10 protein-coding genes are annotated in these 15,807 nt (G+C 40.8%); 9 read left to right on the forward strand and 1 reads right to left on the reverse strand.

Features of this window, described 5'->3' with window-relative positions:
* The first annotated feature begins 67 nt into the window (after positions 1–67).
* The 9 genes from ACSQ6I_RS26280 to ACSQ6I_RS26320 all read left to right on the forward strand — a co-directional run bounded on the left by ACSQ6I_RS26280 (position 68) and on the right by ACSQ6I_RS26320 (position 15,340).
* Complete coding sequence (locus ACSQ6I_RS26280) at positions 68–433, forward strand: response regulator transcription factor (protein WP_015212647.1); 366 nt, start codon at positions 68–70, stop codon at positions 431–433.
* 33 nt (positions 434–466) lie between these two features.
* Positions 467–994 (forward strand): chemotaxis protein CheW, encoded by a 528-nt coding sequence (locus ACSQ6I_RS26285; RefSeq protein WP_015212646.1) that lies wholly within the window; start codon positions 467–469, stop codon positions 992–994.
* A gap of 16 nt (positions 995–1,010) precedes the next feature.
* On the forward strand, positions 1,011–4,193 hold the full coding sequence (locus ACSQ6I_RS26290; protein ID WP_438893173.1) for a methyl-accepting chemotaxis protein: 3,183 nt from the start codon (positions 1,011–1,013) through the stop codon (positions 4,191–4,193).
* Positions 4,194–4,329: 136 nt separating this feature from the next.
* Positions 4,330–9,336, forward strand: coding sequence for a response regulator (locus ACSQ6I_RS26295; protein ID WP_438893174.1), 5,007 nt, complete (start codon positions 4,330–4,332; stop codon positions 9,334–9,336).
* 222 nt (positions 9,337–9,558) lie between these two features.
* A complete protein-coding gene (locus ACSQ6I_RS26300) occupies positions 9,559–11,676 on the forward strand; it encodes a prolyl oligopeptidase family serine peptidase (protein ID WP_438893175.1) in 2,118 nt (705 codons plus the stop codon).
* A gap of 375 nt (positions 11,677–12,051) precedes the next feature.
* A complete protein-coding gene (locus ACSQ6I_RS26305; protein ID WP_438893176.1) occupies positions 12,052–12,564 on the forward strand; it encodes a hypothetical protein in 513 nt (170 codons plus the stop codon).
* 30 nt (positions 12,565–12,594) lie between these two features.
* Positions 12,595–12,975, forward strand: a complete 381-nt coding sequence (locus ACSQ6I_RS26310; protein WP_438893183.1) for a DUF423 domain-containing protein — start codon at positions 12,595–12,597, stop codon at positions 12,973–12,975.
* 61 nt (positions 12,976–13,036) lie between these two features.
* A complete protein-coding gene (locus ACSQ6I_RS26315) occupies positions 13,037–13,795 on the forward strand; it encodes an ATP-binding cassette domain-containing protein (protein WP_438893177.1) in 759 nt (252 codons plus the stop codon).
* A gap of 15 nt (positions 13,796–13,810) precedes the next feature.
* Positions 13,811–15,340: a glycine betaine ABC transporter substrate-binding protein gene (locus tag ACSQ6I_RS26320; RefSeq protein ID WP_438893178.1), complete on the forward strand. Its 1,530-nt coding sequence runs from the start codon at positions 13,811–13,813 to the stop codon at positions 15,338–15,340.
* Between the two features lie 54 nt (positions 15,341–15,394).
* Here the strand turns inward: ACSQ6I_RS26320 and ACSQ6I_RS26325 are convergent, their stop codons facing one another.
* Complete coding sequence (locus ACSQ6I_RS26325) at positions 15,395–15,757, reverse strand: hypothetical protein (RefSeq protein ID WP_438893179.1); 363 nt, start codon at positions 15,755–15,757, stop codon at positions 15,395–15,397.
* Positions 15,758–15,807 lie beyond the last annotated feature (50 nt).

Genomic DNA, 15,807 nt, shown 5'->3' on the forward strand with positions numbered 1-15,807 from the left:
TGTTAGAAAACCAATGAATATTCATTCTAGAAACACAAAGTCTAAATCAGGAGGTAGATAGGTATTTATGAGTACAGTTCTGATTGTTGAAGACAGTATCGCTCAAAGGGAGATGATTACAGACCTCCTGAAAGCCAGTGGTTTAACGGTTGCCCATGCTTGTGACGGAGTAGAAGCTTTGGAAGCAATTCAAAGCAAACCTCCCGATTTAGTAGTTTTGGATATTGTCATGCCCCGCATGAATGGTTACGAACTATGTCGGCGGTTAAAATCTGATCCTAAAACCCAAAATGTTCCTGTGGTCATGTGTTCTTCCAAAGGTGAAGAATTCGATCGCTACTGGGGAATGAAACAAGGAGCCGACGCTTACATAGCCAAACCATTTCAACCAACCGAATTGGTAGGAACAGTCAAACAACTGCTGCGAGGATAAGAGTCAATAAAAATAAAAACAGATGAAAAAAATATGGTCAGCAAACCAGACTTTTTAAGTGGTAGTGGTCAAGATCAATTTCGCCCGGAATTACAACTAGAAAGTCCCGAAGGCGAGTTACATTTAAGATTTTACCTTCCCTCATATCAGGAGTTTGCATTGCAAGCCACTGGCATCCGGGAAGTGATCGAACTTAGTCCAGATCGGATCACTCCGATTCCTAATGCTTCTCCCTTGCTTTTGGGTACTCTAAACTTGCGAGGAAGATTAATTTGGGTGGCAGATTTAGGACAATTTTTGGGGGAGGGAACTGCATTAAACACGGATAGGTCTGAGATACCAGTAATTGCTATTGAAGATCAAGACATAATAGTAGGTTTAGGAGTAGAGCAAATCTGTGGAATGGGCTGGCTTGATGTACAGTATCTGATGCCATCAAATAACGTACCAGATACTATGGCTCCATTTTTGCGTGGAGAATGGTTAGATACTAAAAATAACAAGTATCTAAGACTAATAGATCAAACAGCTATTTTGCGAAGTGCGCGGTGGGCAGGATGAAGTCGGGAGGGAGGAAATGGTAGTAAATATAGATGATCACAATTCAAAATATCAGCAAGCAGTAAAAGCTTATACAGAAGGAGACTATGAAGTTGCCGCTACTTTAGTAGACCAAGTGGTGCAAAATTTACCAGATGACCCAAATTCTCATCTGTTAAGAGGCCATATCTACTATGTTTTGCAGCAGTTTGAGATAGCAAAAACCGAATACGAGCAGGTATCTCATTTAACAGATGATGAAGAAATTATTGGTTCTGCCACTAGTTACCTTGAGAATATCAATCAATACTTACAGTCATTTGGGGGAGGAGAATCATTCATAGAGACTGATGAGCCAATAAATTCTAGAGAAATGTCTAATGGTCTGGTAGCCAATGAGGCAGAATTATTAGATTTGGGAGTTGCTGGAGATTTTGATGACACCAGCTTTGATCTGCAATCTTTTGGTGAATATCAACCATCTGATAATGCCCTCAAAGATATATCCCAAAGTAATCCCTTTGATAGTCATGTAGACGATCTAGAACTTGATCAAATACCCAATAACGTCATAGCTTTTGGTGATGATCCTTTTACTTTAGATCAACCATTAAAAGATATAGATGCAAGTGGCATTAGTAATAATGGAGAATTAGGAGCTTTCGAGCTACCTCTGACTTTAGAACAACAATTAAGAGAGCCACAAGCGAATATTGATAGTGGTGAAGCATCAGGAGCGTTAGAATTACCTCCTTTTTGGCAAGAAGATATTTCAACAGGGAATATAGGATATTCAGAAGAAAATAATCCTTTTGCTGATATTGAAGTCGATCCTGCTCAGGAATTTTCAGGAATTCAAGACGATCAGACTAATTCACCTTTTGGAGAAATCAATAATTGGGAACCTACACCTGAATTATTGATGGAACAAGATTCACCAGACTTTGAAAATATAAGTATGGGGGATTTTGACTTTGCTAACCATAATCAAGAGGAGATCAATACCGTCAATAATTGGGAACCTACACCTGAATTATTGATGGAGCAAGATTCACCAGACTTTGAAAATATAAGTATGGGGAATTTTGACTTTGCTAACCATAGTTCAGAGGATATCAACGCCAGCATTACTGATCAAGAAGTCCCTCATGATTTAATCAAAAATGATTTCAGAGACAGCGGTGAACATACATATTTGAGCAGTTTAGATAATTCGTTAGCTCAAATTCCAGAGGAAATAGAAACTGTACAAGAATTCAACTTAAATACTGAAGTATCCTCGTCTTGGAACAGCAATTTTGAGCATCGTAACGAGTCGATTAACTTAAATACCAAGCAGGAACAAGATAACTTTGTTGATGATAATTTCGATTTAGAGGCTTTTGAGTCTGCCTTTGGCTCAGAAGGCTTTCCTGATGATGAAGATATCAATAGTATTTCGAGTATGTCGCGGGGAGAAAATTCTAAAAATAATATCCAGTTTTTAGACGATTTTGACGATTTTGATGATTTAGGCAATATTCCTAGCTTTGATCTGACTGGAGATTCTAGCTACAGCGATGTGGATTCAGTATCTCAATCACAGGAAATTAGAAGTACAAATAGCCATAATTTTGGTACAAATAGCCATAATTTTGGTACGAATAGCCATAATTTTAATGAAGCAACCGATAACAGTGTTGACCGTGATGAGGAACTATTCACGATTACTGGAGCCCAAGAAGCAGTCCCTGTATTTACTGAATCAGATGCTTCAAAGTTAGAACCGAACGTCAGTGTTGAGCAAGGCTTGTTTGCATTTTTTGAGAATGCTTCTCTAGAAACAAAGCAATGGTACATCGCTGGCACAGTGGGTTTAACATCAGCAGTGGTAGCAGCTGTAATTAGCTTTGGAGCTACTCAATTTTCGCCGGCAGAACAACGGGCTTCAGTGCGGAATACAGGTTGGGCAATGGCTTTAGCGGCGGGAATTGCTGGAGGAGTAACAGCAGGTTTCATGGGAAATCTGGCACTCAAGCAAATTCGGCGCACTACCAAAGACCTGCAAACACAGTTTGATGCTGTCCGAGAAGGGAATCTGAATGTTCAAGCCACAGTTTATTCAGAAGATGAATTAGGGTACTTAGCCACTAGCTTCAACGATATGTCGCGGGTAATTTTCACGACTACTAATGAAGCCCAAAGGAAAGCGGTTGAGCAAGAAGAAGCCAAAGAAAACCTGCAACGCCAGGTAATTCGCCTCTTGGACGATGTAGAAGGAGCAGCGAGAGGAGATTTGACAGTCCAAGCTGAGGTGACAGCCGATGTACTAGGAGCCGTAGCTGATGCTTTTAACCTGACAATTCAAAACCTGCGGGATATTGTGCAACAGGTGAAAGTGGCTGCCAGAGAAGTAACCAAAGGCTCAACTAACTCGGAAACCTTTGCTAGAGCCTTATCTGGTGATGCCTTGCGCCAAGCAGAAGAGTTAGCTGTCACATTGAATTCCGTACAGGTGATGACGGAATCTATTCAACGGGTAGCAGTGGCTGCAAAAGAAGCTGAAACTGTAGCTCGTGATGCTAGTACGATCGCACTCAAAGGAGGGGAAGCAGTAGAAAATACCGTGGCTGGGATTTTGGAAATTCGGGAAACAGTAGCGGAAACCACCCGCAAAGTTAAACGATTAGCAGAATCATCCCAAGAAATTAACTCTATTGTGGCCTTGGTTTCCCAGATTGCTTCTCGTACCAACTTATTGGCACTCAACGCCAGTATTGAGGCAGCAAGAGCCGGAGATGCTGGACGGGGGTTTGCAATTGTCGCCGATGAAGTGCGTCAGTTAGCAGACAAATCTGCCAAATCTTTAAAAGAGATTGAACAAATCGTCATGCAAATCCAGAGCGAAACCAGTTCTGTAATGACAGCGATGGAAGAAGGTACACAACAAGTAATTCAAGGAACAAGATTAGCAGAAGAAGCCAAGCGATCGCTAGAAAACATCATTCAAGTAGCCGATCATATTGATCGGCTGGTGCGCTCAATTACCAGTGACACCGTAGAGCAGACGGAAACATCTCGTGCTGTAGCTCAGGTAATGCAATCAGTGGAACTCACAGCCCAAGAAACCTCTCAAGAAGCACAGCGAGTTTCAGGAGCCTTACAACACTTAGTAGGGGTATCTCGTGACTTGATTGCTTCTGTGGAACGCTTCCGAGTGGAAACCATTGAATCCAGGTAAAAGATGCAAGATGAAGTATGAACCATCATTCATGCTTCATCACCGATTCTACCTTGAGGATTCTCATGTTGAGTACGGGAAGCTGTCATCGGGGGATCTACAGCCTTAATCATTAATCCTTTATTCTTCATCGTTTATGCAGCCGGAACAACAACAGCGGATTTTGGGTTACTTTATCGAAGAAGCCAGAGAACACCTGAATACTATCGAACAGGGGTTACTGAAGCTACAAGATACCCTCAACGACCCAGAAATGATCAACGAAGTCTTCCGGGCCGCTCACTCCATCAAAGGAGGTGCGGCTATGCTGGGCTTTAATAGTATCCAGCAAACATCTCACCGTCTGGAAGATTGTTTCAAAGTTCTCAAAGAGCATCCAGTCGCAGTTGACCAAAAGTTAGAGTCTTTGTTTCTGGGTGTCTCTGATACTTTGAAAGCGTTGTTAGATCATCTGGGTAGTCCGTTTGGCCTTTCAGAGGAAACGGCGCATACTTTGATGTTAGAAAGTGAACCTATATTTGCAGGACTTAATCAGCATCTAGAACTACTCTTACAATCAGGGGATAGTGCCAGCTTATTCACTGAATCTGCACCGATAACGCCGCCAAAACAGGATTATAGACCTCAGCCGCAACCACAAAAACCGCTAGTAGCCAGCAAAACCGATGATGACTCCGAGTTCCAAACTCAAGTGCTACAAGCCCTGCGGGATATGTTGCAACTGTTTAAGCAAAGTAGCGTATCCTCGTCAAGGGAAGATCTACAGAAATGGTGTGACAAATTAGTTAAGCTTGGTGAGAGATTAAATTTGCTCAACTGGTGCAGTTTGTGTCAAGCAGCAGGTAATGCGATCGCAAATCCTGAAAATTCCTATCTCACTTTAGCCAAAATCATTATTACCGAAATCAAACAAGCTCAGGAATTAGTTATTCAAGGTAGAGAAGCAGAAATAACTATTAGTCCACAGCTAGAAGCACTTGAGCTACTTCCAGAACTGGAGCTATTAGAACTACAACTTGATTGGGCAGATGACCAACCAGAGGCAGTAACAGAATTTCCGGAAACACTGGAACTACATACAGATAATTTGTTGCTAGAAGAGAATAACACGATTATATTTGCAACAACAGAAGAACTAAATCTAGCAGCATATACCAGCGATAATTCCTTTGATAATTTACCAGAAATAGCAGAAATAAACACAGATGCAGCTGTTTCTGCCGATTCTTTATTCAGTTATCAAGACTCAATACTCAACCTCAATCATATTATTGACCTCACTGGGCCAGAGGTAGGTATTTCTGAGTTAAATACCCTAGCTGACTTGTTTGAAGGTGAGACTCCCGAACTGGAGGAAACCTGGCAAAAAGGAGAAATGCTAGATACCACAATCCATCAGCTAGGAATTAGTGATGATGAAATTGAGGATGAGAATGATGATCTTGATTTAGATTATTTCCTATCATTGGATACTGATAAAATTAATGTTCAGCAACAAAGCCCCACTCATACTCCAGAAGACCTGACCCCATTATTTGGCGAAAACTTCTTAGAAGCAGAAAATTTAGAACCACAACAGCAAACAACAACTGCTCAGGTCAGAGAATCTAGTGAAAATTCCCTTGATCATCTAAATTTGGAATTGTCTCCGACTGATATTATCAATAATGTAGAAGTAGAATTGACGGTTAATTCTGTAGAAATTGAGTCAACAAATATCAATACTCATGAAGTAGAAGAAAATTTGTTGGCAGTAACAGATGAAAATGAATCGTTGTTTACAGAGCTAGAATCTCTAGCAGAAATTGCAGATCATCCCAACTTAGAATTATCCAACATAACCGCCAACAGTGTTGATAACTTATTACCAACTACAAATGCTGATTCCCTAGAAGAACTGACCTTTGATATCCCTGCATTAGAACAGAATCAAACAACATCAGCAAGCCTGTCTTTGGACAATCTGTTCAACGAACTCGCAGAAGATACACAAGAGCCAATAGATGATTTAGGAATTGGAGATATATTTGATTTACCAGAAGAAACAACAGCAGTAGAAGTTGCCACAGATGAAGACGACTTCAACAACTTCTGGAACCAGACAGATGTAGTTCCAACCCAAGAAATCGCCGCTGTTGTAGAGCAAGATGTAGCTAGGGAATTAGAGGAAAGTTTATTTGCAGCATTATCTGGGGAAGCTGTAAATGATCATCAGGAGTCGGAAAACGACCTCGGTTTTTACTTGCAAGACTTTGATTTCACTGTTCAAGAAGCAGAGGTAGATGATCTAAACTTGACCTCAGATGCGGTCGATAACTTATTTGCTGATTTGGCAGATTCTCAATTCAGTTTCCCCATAGTTAATGATGGTGAAATGTCATCATTGCCGGAAGTGCAGAGCTTCTCTCAAGAGCCAGAAGCATTGAATTTCACCCCGGAATTTACTAACCAATCTTCCCAAAAATCCTCGGAATTGGAGGATATGTTAGTTAGTTTTGATGACAACAGCAACCAGAATTTATCACTGGAGTTGACAGAAATAGATGTGCCTGTAACTGCTTTACCAGCAGTGACCAACCCAGAAGAGTTAATTGTCAATTCTGAAAGTAGTGATTGGGCAGATAGTTTATCAATAGAAACAAGCGAAACTGTTGTAGATGCTAATTCCTTAAGCAGTGATTGGGCAGATAGCTTATCAATAGAAACAAGCGAAACTGTTGTAGATGCTAATTCCTTAGAATTGGGTTTAGAAGCAGATGAATCTGCTATGGAATTGCCAGTTTTGGCTGAAACTGATGAAAATAATCTCACATTAGCAGAAAATACTGAACCATTAGAGGTAGAAAATACAGTAGTAGATACGATTGAGAATGAAGCCTCTTTCCTAGATGAATTTGCCGAATTAGACGCATTACTAGAAGATGAAGAATTAGATGTAAGTTCCAGTGCTGCCATCCCAGATGCAGATTTTGCAGCTTTAGAAGAATTGCTAGGAAGCAATAATTTTGCGATCGCAGAAACACCCACAGTGCCACCAAAAGTTTATCAACCTGTAGTGGCAAAAGCTCACAATCCGGTTGTATCTTCAGAACTGCCTGATGAATTTAGGGATTTGGAGAAATTACTTGCTGAAGCGGATCAAACAATGAGTTCCCAAGGCAGAGTAATTAAATCTAATACCAGCAAAACACCACGTCCCACAACTCGACGAGTCAGAGAAGAAAGCATGAAGATTCCAGTTAAACAACTGGATGAAATGAGCAACTTAGTTGGGGAGTTGGTGGTTAATCGTAATACCTTAGAGCAAGATCATGAACGGCTGCGACAATCATTAGATAACTTGCTAATTCAGGTGCAGCATCTTTCGGATGTAGGAGCGAGGATGCAGGAATTGTATGAGCGATCGCTATTAGAAGCATCTCTCCTCAGCAGCCGGAATCGCTCATCAAGAGATAACAGCAGCTCATCTAGCAATTCCCAAGACAGAGGATTTAGTGAACTAGAAATGGATCACTTTACCCTCTTTCATACATTGTCCCAAGAGACAATAGAGTTTATTGTGCGAGTGCGAGAATCAGCCAGTGATATTGATTTCGTCACCGAAGAAACCGAACGAGTAGCACGGCAGTTCCGTCAAGTCACCACCCAGCTACAAGAGGGACTAACAAGAACCCGAATGATACCTTTTGCTCAGGCTATCGATCGCTTGCGGAGAGGAGTGCGCGAGAACGGCATTAAGTGTGGCAAACAAGTCGATTTAGTGACAGAAGGAGCAGATACATTAATTGACAAAATGATCTTGGATCATCTCACCGATCCACTGACTCATATGCTCAATAATGCGATCGCTCACGGAATCGAAACTCCAGAGGTTCGCAAAGCTACTGGCAAGCCAGCAATGGGCATCATTACTTTATCCGCTTTCCACCAGGGAAACCAAACAGTAATTTCTGTAACTGATGACGGCGCTGGTATCGATCACGAAAAAGTCAAATTCAAGGCGATTCAAAAAGGTGTAATTACACCAGAAGAAGCACAAAATATGTCTCGTATAGATATCTACGATCTTTTATTCCTACCCAGTTTTAGTACTGCTGATGAGATCGATGATCTCAAAGGACGTGGTGTAGGCATGGACGTAGTGCGTACTGATATTAGCGAAATTCGCGGCACAGTTGGTACTGATTCAATCATAGGTAAAGGAACCACCTTCACCATTCGCTTACCACTCACCCTCAGTATCTGTAAAGCCCTCTGTTGTATCTCTGATAAGTCAAGAATTGCCTTCCCAATGGACGGAGTAGAAGACACACTAGACATATCCGCAACCGATATTCAACAAGATTCTGATGGACAATCATTCATTTTCTGGCGGGATACAGTCCTCCCATTCCGACCTTTACACGAAATTCTCGCTTTCAATCGCCAGATTAGTCGCGGTAACATCTACGGCAATACAAGAGATGATGACCTACTTTCTGTCGTCGTATTACGCTCAGGCAATACAATGGTCGCTCTCCAAATTGACCAAGTATTGAGCGAACAAGAAATTGTAATTAAGCAATTTGAAGGCCCCGCACCCAAACCCAGCGGTGTGGCTGGTGCCACAGTTCTCGGTGATGGTCGCATTATGCCCATTGCCGACGTTTTAGAAATCATAGACATCTTCCAAGGTAAGATGTCCAAACAAATTGGTGGCGGTTCTTGGCAACGCAAAACAGCTTCTCCCGTCCCTGAAATTCCAGATGTGAAAATTGAGCCGACAGTGTTGATTGTCGATGACTCAATTACAGTCCGAGAATTGCTCTCTCTCACCTTCAACAAGGCAGGTTATCGTGTTGAGCAAGCCCGTGATGGTCAGGAGGCTTGGGATAAACTTCGTTCCGGTTTACCTTGCGATATCGTCTTCTGTGACATCGAAATGCCCCGTTGTGATGGACTGGAATTGCTCTCACGCATTCAAAAAGATAATACTCTTAACCACCTGCCCATAGCTATGCTCACCTCACGAGGTGCAGACAAACACAGACAAATGGCAGTTCAACTAGGTGCTAGTGGTTACTTTACCAAGCCCTATCTCGAAGAAGCACTACTGGAAGCAGCTTCACGGATGTTGAAAGGAGAAAAACTCGTTACAGCTTAGGTGGGGACTCTTAAGAGGAAAGGGAGCAGGGAGAAGGCTTGCCCTGAGTTTCGACTTGTCTTCGACACACTACATGAACGCTCAACTACCGCGTAGTCGAAGGGGAGTAAGGGGAAAAACTCTTCTCCTCTGCGCCCTATCTCCAATTTCTATTTCTAGGTAGTAGCCTAAAACTGGGGATATGGAGAGAATAGAGAATGCACAGTCATAATTTCTATAACTATGTCTAATTCTCCAAAACCGCTCACCTATCCCAATACGAACAAAAGCAATCAAGTTGATAACTATCACGGTACCTTAGTTGCCGATCCTTACCGGGCTTTAGAAGATCCAGATTCTGAGGAAACAAGAGCTTGGGTTGAGGTACAAAATCAAGTTACCTTTGGCTACTTGAACGAAATTTCTGCTAGGGAACAAATTAAACAGCGTCTCACCAAACTTTGGGATTATGAAAAATATGGTATTCCCTTTAAAGAAGGTGAAACTTATTTTTATTTCAAAAATGATGGACTGCAAAATCAAAGTGTTCTCTACACTCTGCCCAACCTGGATGCAGAACCTAGAGTTTTACTAGACCCTAACAAACTTTCAGAAGATGGAACAATTGCTCTTTCTGGAATTGAAATTAGTGAAAATGGTAAACTTTTAGCCTATGGTTTATCAACATCCGGTTCAGATTGGCAAGAATGGAAAGTCCGTGATATAGAAACAGGTGAAGATTTACAAGACCATTTACAATGGATTAAATTTTCTGGTGCATCTTGGACTCATGATCATCAAGGTTTTTTCTACAGTCGTTATGATGAACCAAATAAAAAAACAAAATTAGAAACGGAAAATCCGGTCTTGGTTTCTTCTCAAGAGGAGCAATTTTCCAACACAGATGTTAATTACTACCATAAACTTTATTACCATAAACTTGGGACACCTCAATCAGAAGATATCTTAATTTATCATCGTCCTGATGAGAAAGAATGGGGTTTTGGTGGTGAAGTTACAGAAGATGGCAAATATCTAATTATTTCCGTTTGGCTAGGAACTGATTCTAGAAACTTGGTTTTTTACAAAGATTTGACTAACCCTAATTCTGAAGTTGTCGAATTAATTAACCAATTTGAGGCTGATTATAGTTTTATTGATAACGATGATCAAGTTTTCTATTTTCGTACAGATTTAAATGCACCACGAGGTAAAGTTATTGCCATTGATATTAAAAATACCTCATCAGAAAATTGGCAAGAAATTATTCCCCAAACAGCAGAAACATTAGAAAGCGTAGGCATTCTTAATAATCAATTTGTTGCTGATTATCTCCAGGATGCTCATAGTCAAATTAAAATATTTGACTTGACTGGGACACTTATCAGGGAAGTAGAATTACCTGGACTTGGTTCAGCAGGAGGATTTGGTGGTAAGCGTTATGATACAGAAACTTTTTATAGTTTTACCAGCTTTACCACACCAGGAACTATCTATCGCTACGATATGAAAACTGGTAAAAGTGAAATTTTCCGTCAGCCCAAAGTAGATTTTAATGCTGATGAATATGAGACAAAACAAGTCTTTTATCAAAGTAAAGATGGTACAAGATTACCGATGTTTCTTACTCATAAAAAAGGCATTAACTTAGATGGTAATAATCCTACTTATCTCTATGGATATGGGGGTTTTAACGCTTCATTAACACCAAGCTTTTCCGTTGGTTTTTTAGTATGGCTAGAAATGGGGGGAGTGTATGCTGTGCCTAATTTGCGTGGTGGTGGTGAATATGGGGAAGAATGGCATCAAGCGGGAATGAAGGAGAAAAAGCAAAATGTCTTTGATGATTTTATTGCTGCGGCTGAATGGTTAATTGCTAATAATTACACCCAACCTCAAAAATTAGCTATTGCTGGTGGTAGTAATGGTGGTTTGTTGGTGGGTGCTTGTATGACACAGCGCCCTGAGTTATTTGGTGCAGCTTTACCCGCAGTGGGTGTAATGGATATGTTGCGCTTTCATAAATTTACCATCGGCTGGGCTTGGGTGGCAGAATATGGTTCTTCAGAAAACTCGGAAGAATTTAAAACTCTCTATGCTTATTCACCGTTGCATAATTTGCAGCCGGGAACTGCTTATCCTGCGACTTTAATTACTACCGCAGATCATGATGATAGGGTAGTACCTGCTCATAGTTTTAAGTTTGCTGCGGCTTTGCAAGAAGCTCATGGTGGTGATGCACCTGTTTTAATTAGAATTGAGACAAAAGCGGGACATGGTGCGGGTAAACCAACAGCGAAGATTATTGAAGAAGTGGCTGATAAGTGGGCATTTTTAGTGAGGGTTTTGTCCAGCTTTTAGATCAGGAATTACGCACTGAAACGGAAAACTGTCATTCTGAGCGCAGCGAAGAATCTCTCCAGAAGTTGAAACGCCTATTCTACCGTTCTCAACTTGGCTAAGTGCGTGACGGTCTACTACTTCTCTTAATATACAAGGGTGGGCATAGCCCTAGACTACGTGAAATTTTCAGATACAGCGGTTCTCTGTTGGATGCAATCTAATCGAGGGCGGGGAAACCCCGCCCCTACAGGGTTGGGAATGAGGAACCCTACCTCAGAACAGCAGGAAGTGCTGTATATTAAGAGACTTCTAACGGATTTATAGAAATATGACTGGAAGCTGGGCGCTAGTGAGGTTAAAATCTCAAACAAGGTCTAACTCTGAAGTAAAACTATGAAGACGGCTGAAAAATTGGCTGCTGGTTGGCTGCTCACACTCGGATTCATGTTTTTAACGATATCAGTCTCAGCAGTAATTACAAAAAATACTACACTCAAGCCAATTTTGCCAGGTATAGATGATAGAGGTTTGGTGAAAGATTTTGTTAATCACGAAGCTCTTAACCAGCTTGATAATACAGCTACGCAAGGTATAATGTTTGGCATTCCTACCGCAGTATTGGGAGGATGGTTAGCTTTGGGATTGTATAAGCAAAGCAAACAAAATAAAAAGGCAATTAATCAACAGATGAATGAACATTTGCGATCGCAAGAGCAAGCGAAACTATCGCAATTTTATCAAATGCTACAAGAGAATCAAGGACGAGTCACTCTGCTAGGCTTTGCAATGCAGTCGCAATTACCAGCAACCGAGGCCAAAGAATATTTAGATGCAAAAGCTAAAGAATTCAATGCAAATTTTCAGGTCAACGAAGAAGGAGGCGTATCATATCATTTTGATGTGTAAAGTACCAACACCAATTTACGCCTAAGTATGATGACGCAGATTTTTTTGACTGTAGCTGCTATTTTTGGCGGTTTGTCTGTTGCTGGTGGTGCTTTTGGCGCTCATGCTTTGCGGGAAAAAATCAGCGATCGCGCTTTAGAAATCTTCGATACTGGCGCTCGCTATCAAATGTACCACGCTCTAGCACTGTTGTTTGTAGCCATGCTCATGAGCCGCACCCCCTCTCCACCATTAACCTTGGTAGCCAGTGGTTGGTTATTTATAGCGGGTGTGGTTATTTTTTCAGGTAGCTTGTATGCCATCAGCTTAACAGGTATCAAATCCTTGGGAGCGATCGCACCCCTGGGAGGATTAGCATTAATGTCTGGTTGGCTGGCTTTAGCTATTACTGCTGCAACTATCAAGTTTTGACAAATAGGTAATTTTTGAGAGTGCGTCATCTTTGACGCATCTTAAATAATATAAAAATTAAATGTTTTCAACATCAGAAATCGCCGTTGAGTTTCGGGATGTCAGTTTTAAGATTAATCGCCGTTTTCTATTATCCCACTTAAATCTCACCATCTACCAAGGGGAAGCCCTTGTCTTACTCGGACGCAGTGGTAGCGGCAAAACAACCACCTTAAAATTAATCAATCATTTGCTGATTCCTACCCAAGGGCAGGTTTTTGTCAACAATCGCCTTACAACTGAATGGGATGCGATTAAACTGCGGAGGCAGATCGGTTATGTGATCCAAGACATTGGTTTATTTCCCCACTTTAGCGTCAAAGAAAACATCGCCCTCGTCCCTTCTTTAGAAAAATGGACACAACGCCGAATTGAGACGCGAGTCGATGAAATGTTAAAGTTGGTGGACTTAGATCCGGAAATATTCGCCCAGCGCTATCCCCATCAACTATCAGGAGGTCAGCGTCAGCGAGTAGGTGTGGCCAGGGCATTAGCTGCCGATCCGCCGATATTATTGATGGATGAGCCTTTTGGCGCACTTGACCCCATCACCCGTCTAGAATTACAACAACAGTTTCACTACTTGCAAAAGCAACTGGGAAAAACCGTGATATTTGTTACCCACGACATTCAAGAAGCATTCTTCCTTGGTACTCGAATTGGGTTAATGTATGAAGGGAATTTAGTTTTCCTGGGTACGAGAGTAGAATTTCTCCAATCTCAACATCCAGAGGCCAAGGCTTTTATTGCTTGTTTAAATGCTTGGGAAAAAAGTGCTTAATTTAAGGATTTAACCTTGTTTTTAATCCAATACGCCCCAGAAATCCTCCTTCGTACTGGTGAACATTTAGTTTTAGTTGCGATCGCAATGTTGGTGGCTATCTCCATCGGCATCCCTTTAGGCATTTTCATCACTCGCCAGCCGAAACTCGCCCAACCCATTCTCGGTGTCGCTAACGCCCTCCAAACCATTCCCAGTTTAGCCATTTTTGGTTTCCTCATTTCTGTGCCATTTATTGGCGGAATTGGCAAAACTCCGGCGATCGTTGCCTTGACTCTATATGCTTTGCTGCCCCTGATTCGTAATACTTATATAGGCATTAATAACGTCGATCCAGCCATTCGAGAAGCCGGCAAAGGCATGGGAATGACAGATTGGCAATTGCTGTTTCAGGTAGAAATTCCCCTAGCATCAGGCGTGATTTTGGCGGGAGTCCGAGTAGCAACAGTGATTTCTGTGGGAATTGCCACCATTGCAGCTGCGATCGGTGGTGGAGGATTGGGAGTATTTATTTTTCGGGGTATTTCTACAGTTAATAATCAATTAATTTTAGCAGGAGCAATACCTGCCGCCTTCATCGCTTTAGGAGCAGATTTATCTTTAGGATGGGTAGAGAAAAAATTAACACAACAAAGAGATAAAAAAGTTAAAATTAATCGCAAATTTACCGTTGCTATGGGTATATTAACCCTACTAACAGCGGGATTAATAATCTTTAATTATCAACAACCACCACCAACAATTATTATCGGGTCAAAAAATTTTACTGAACAATTTATATTAGGAGAATTACTAGCTCAACAAATAGAATCTCACACAAAATTAAAAGTTGATCGCCGCTTCAATTTAGGGGGAACTTTTATCTGTCATGAAGCTGTAAAAGCAGGACAAATTGCTGGCTACGTAGAATATACCGGAACATCATTGACAGCCGTATTGAAACAAAAACCTATTAGTAATTCTCAAGTCGTCTATGAGAAAGTGAAACAGGAATACGACCAGAAATTTAAATTAGAAGTTATGCAGCCTTTGGGATTTAATAACACCTTTGCTATGATTATCCGAGGGGAAGATGCCAAACGTCTTAATATCAAAACTCTTTCTGAAGTAGCTAAATATACTCCTCAATTACAAGCAGGTTTTGGCTATGAATTTCTGGAACGAGAAGATGGTTATCCAGGTTTAGCTAAAACCTATGGCTTAAAGTTTGCGAACACGAAACAAATGGAATTAGGATTGATGTATCAAGCTTTAAAGGAAAAGAAAGTAGATTTGATAGCAGCAAATTCTACAGATGGCTTGATTCCGGTTCTCAATTTAGTTATTTTAGAAGATGATAAAAGTTATTTTCCTCCCTATCAAGCTATCCCTATTTTTAGTCAAGCAACCTTGAAAAAATATCCAGAGTTACGAACATCAATTAATCAATTAGCAGGTTTAGTTTCCACTGAAGAAATGCAAAAAATGAATTATCAAGTAGATAATAAATCTCGTCCTGTCGAACAAGTTGTGAATGAGTTTCTCAAGTCTAAATCTAAATTATGACTCCCATCTGAATAAGTAGCATTAAATTGTTAGTTTTTAACTAAACATAAACGGTTATCTTTCAGCTACATTAGCAGCAATTAATGCTTCTCGATACAGCCAGGCTTCTCTTGCTGTTTTAAAACCTTTCATCCATGTATCTTCGCTTTTACCTTTAATCCGATAGCCTACTTCCCAAGTATCTTTTGGTTCTCTTTCAAAGAAATATTTTATTTTATAAAGCATTACTGGTTGGGCAAAATCATTTCCACAATCTTTGTCATCTTCTATTTCAGTTTTATTATCTTCTAGAATACCGTAAAAACGACGCTTTTCTTTGTTTATGTGAACTTCTACAATATCACCCAAATGGTTAGAGTGTAAAATGATGACTCCAGCTTCTGTGACAGTATGATGTTTGGGGTTAATACTAGACATTCCCTCTTTTCCTGTAATGTTTAAAACATTCCTATCATATCATTTCCACT

Origin of the sequence: Anabaena sp. WFMT (genome assembly GCF_051781005.1) — a bacterium.
Lineage (GTDB): Bacteria > Cyanobacteriota > Cyanobacteriia > Cyanobacteriales > Nostocaceae > Anabaena.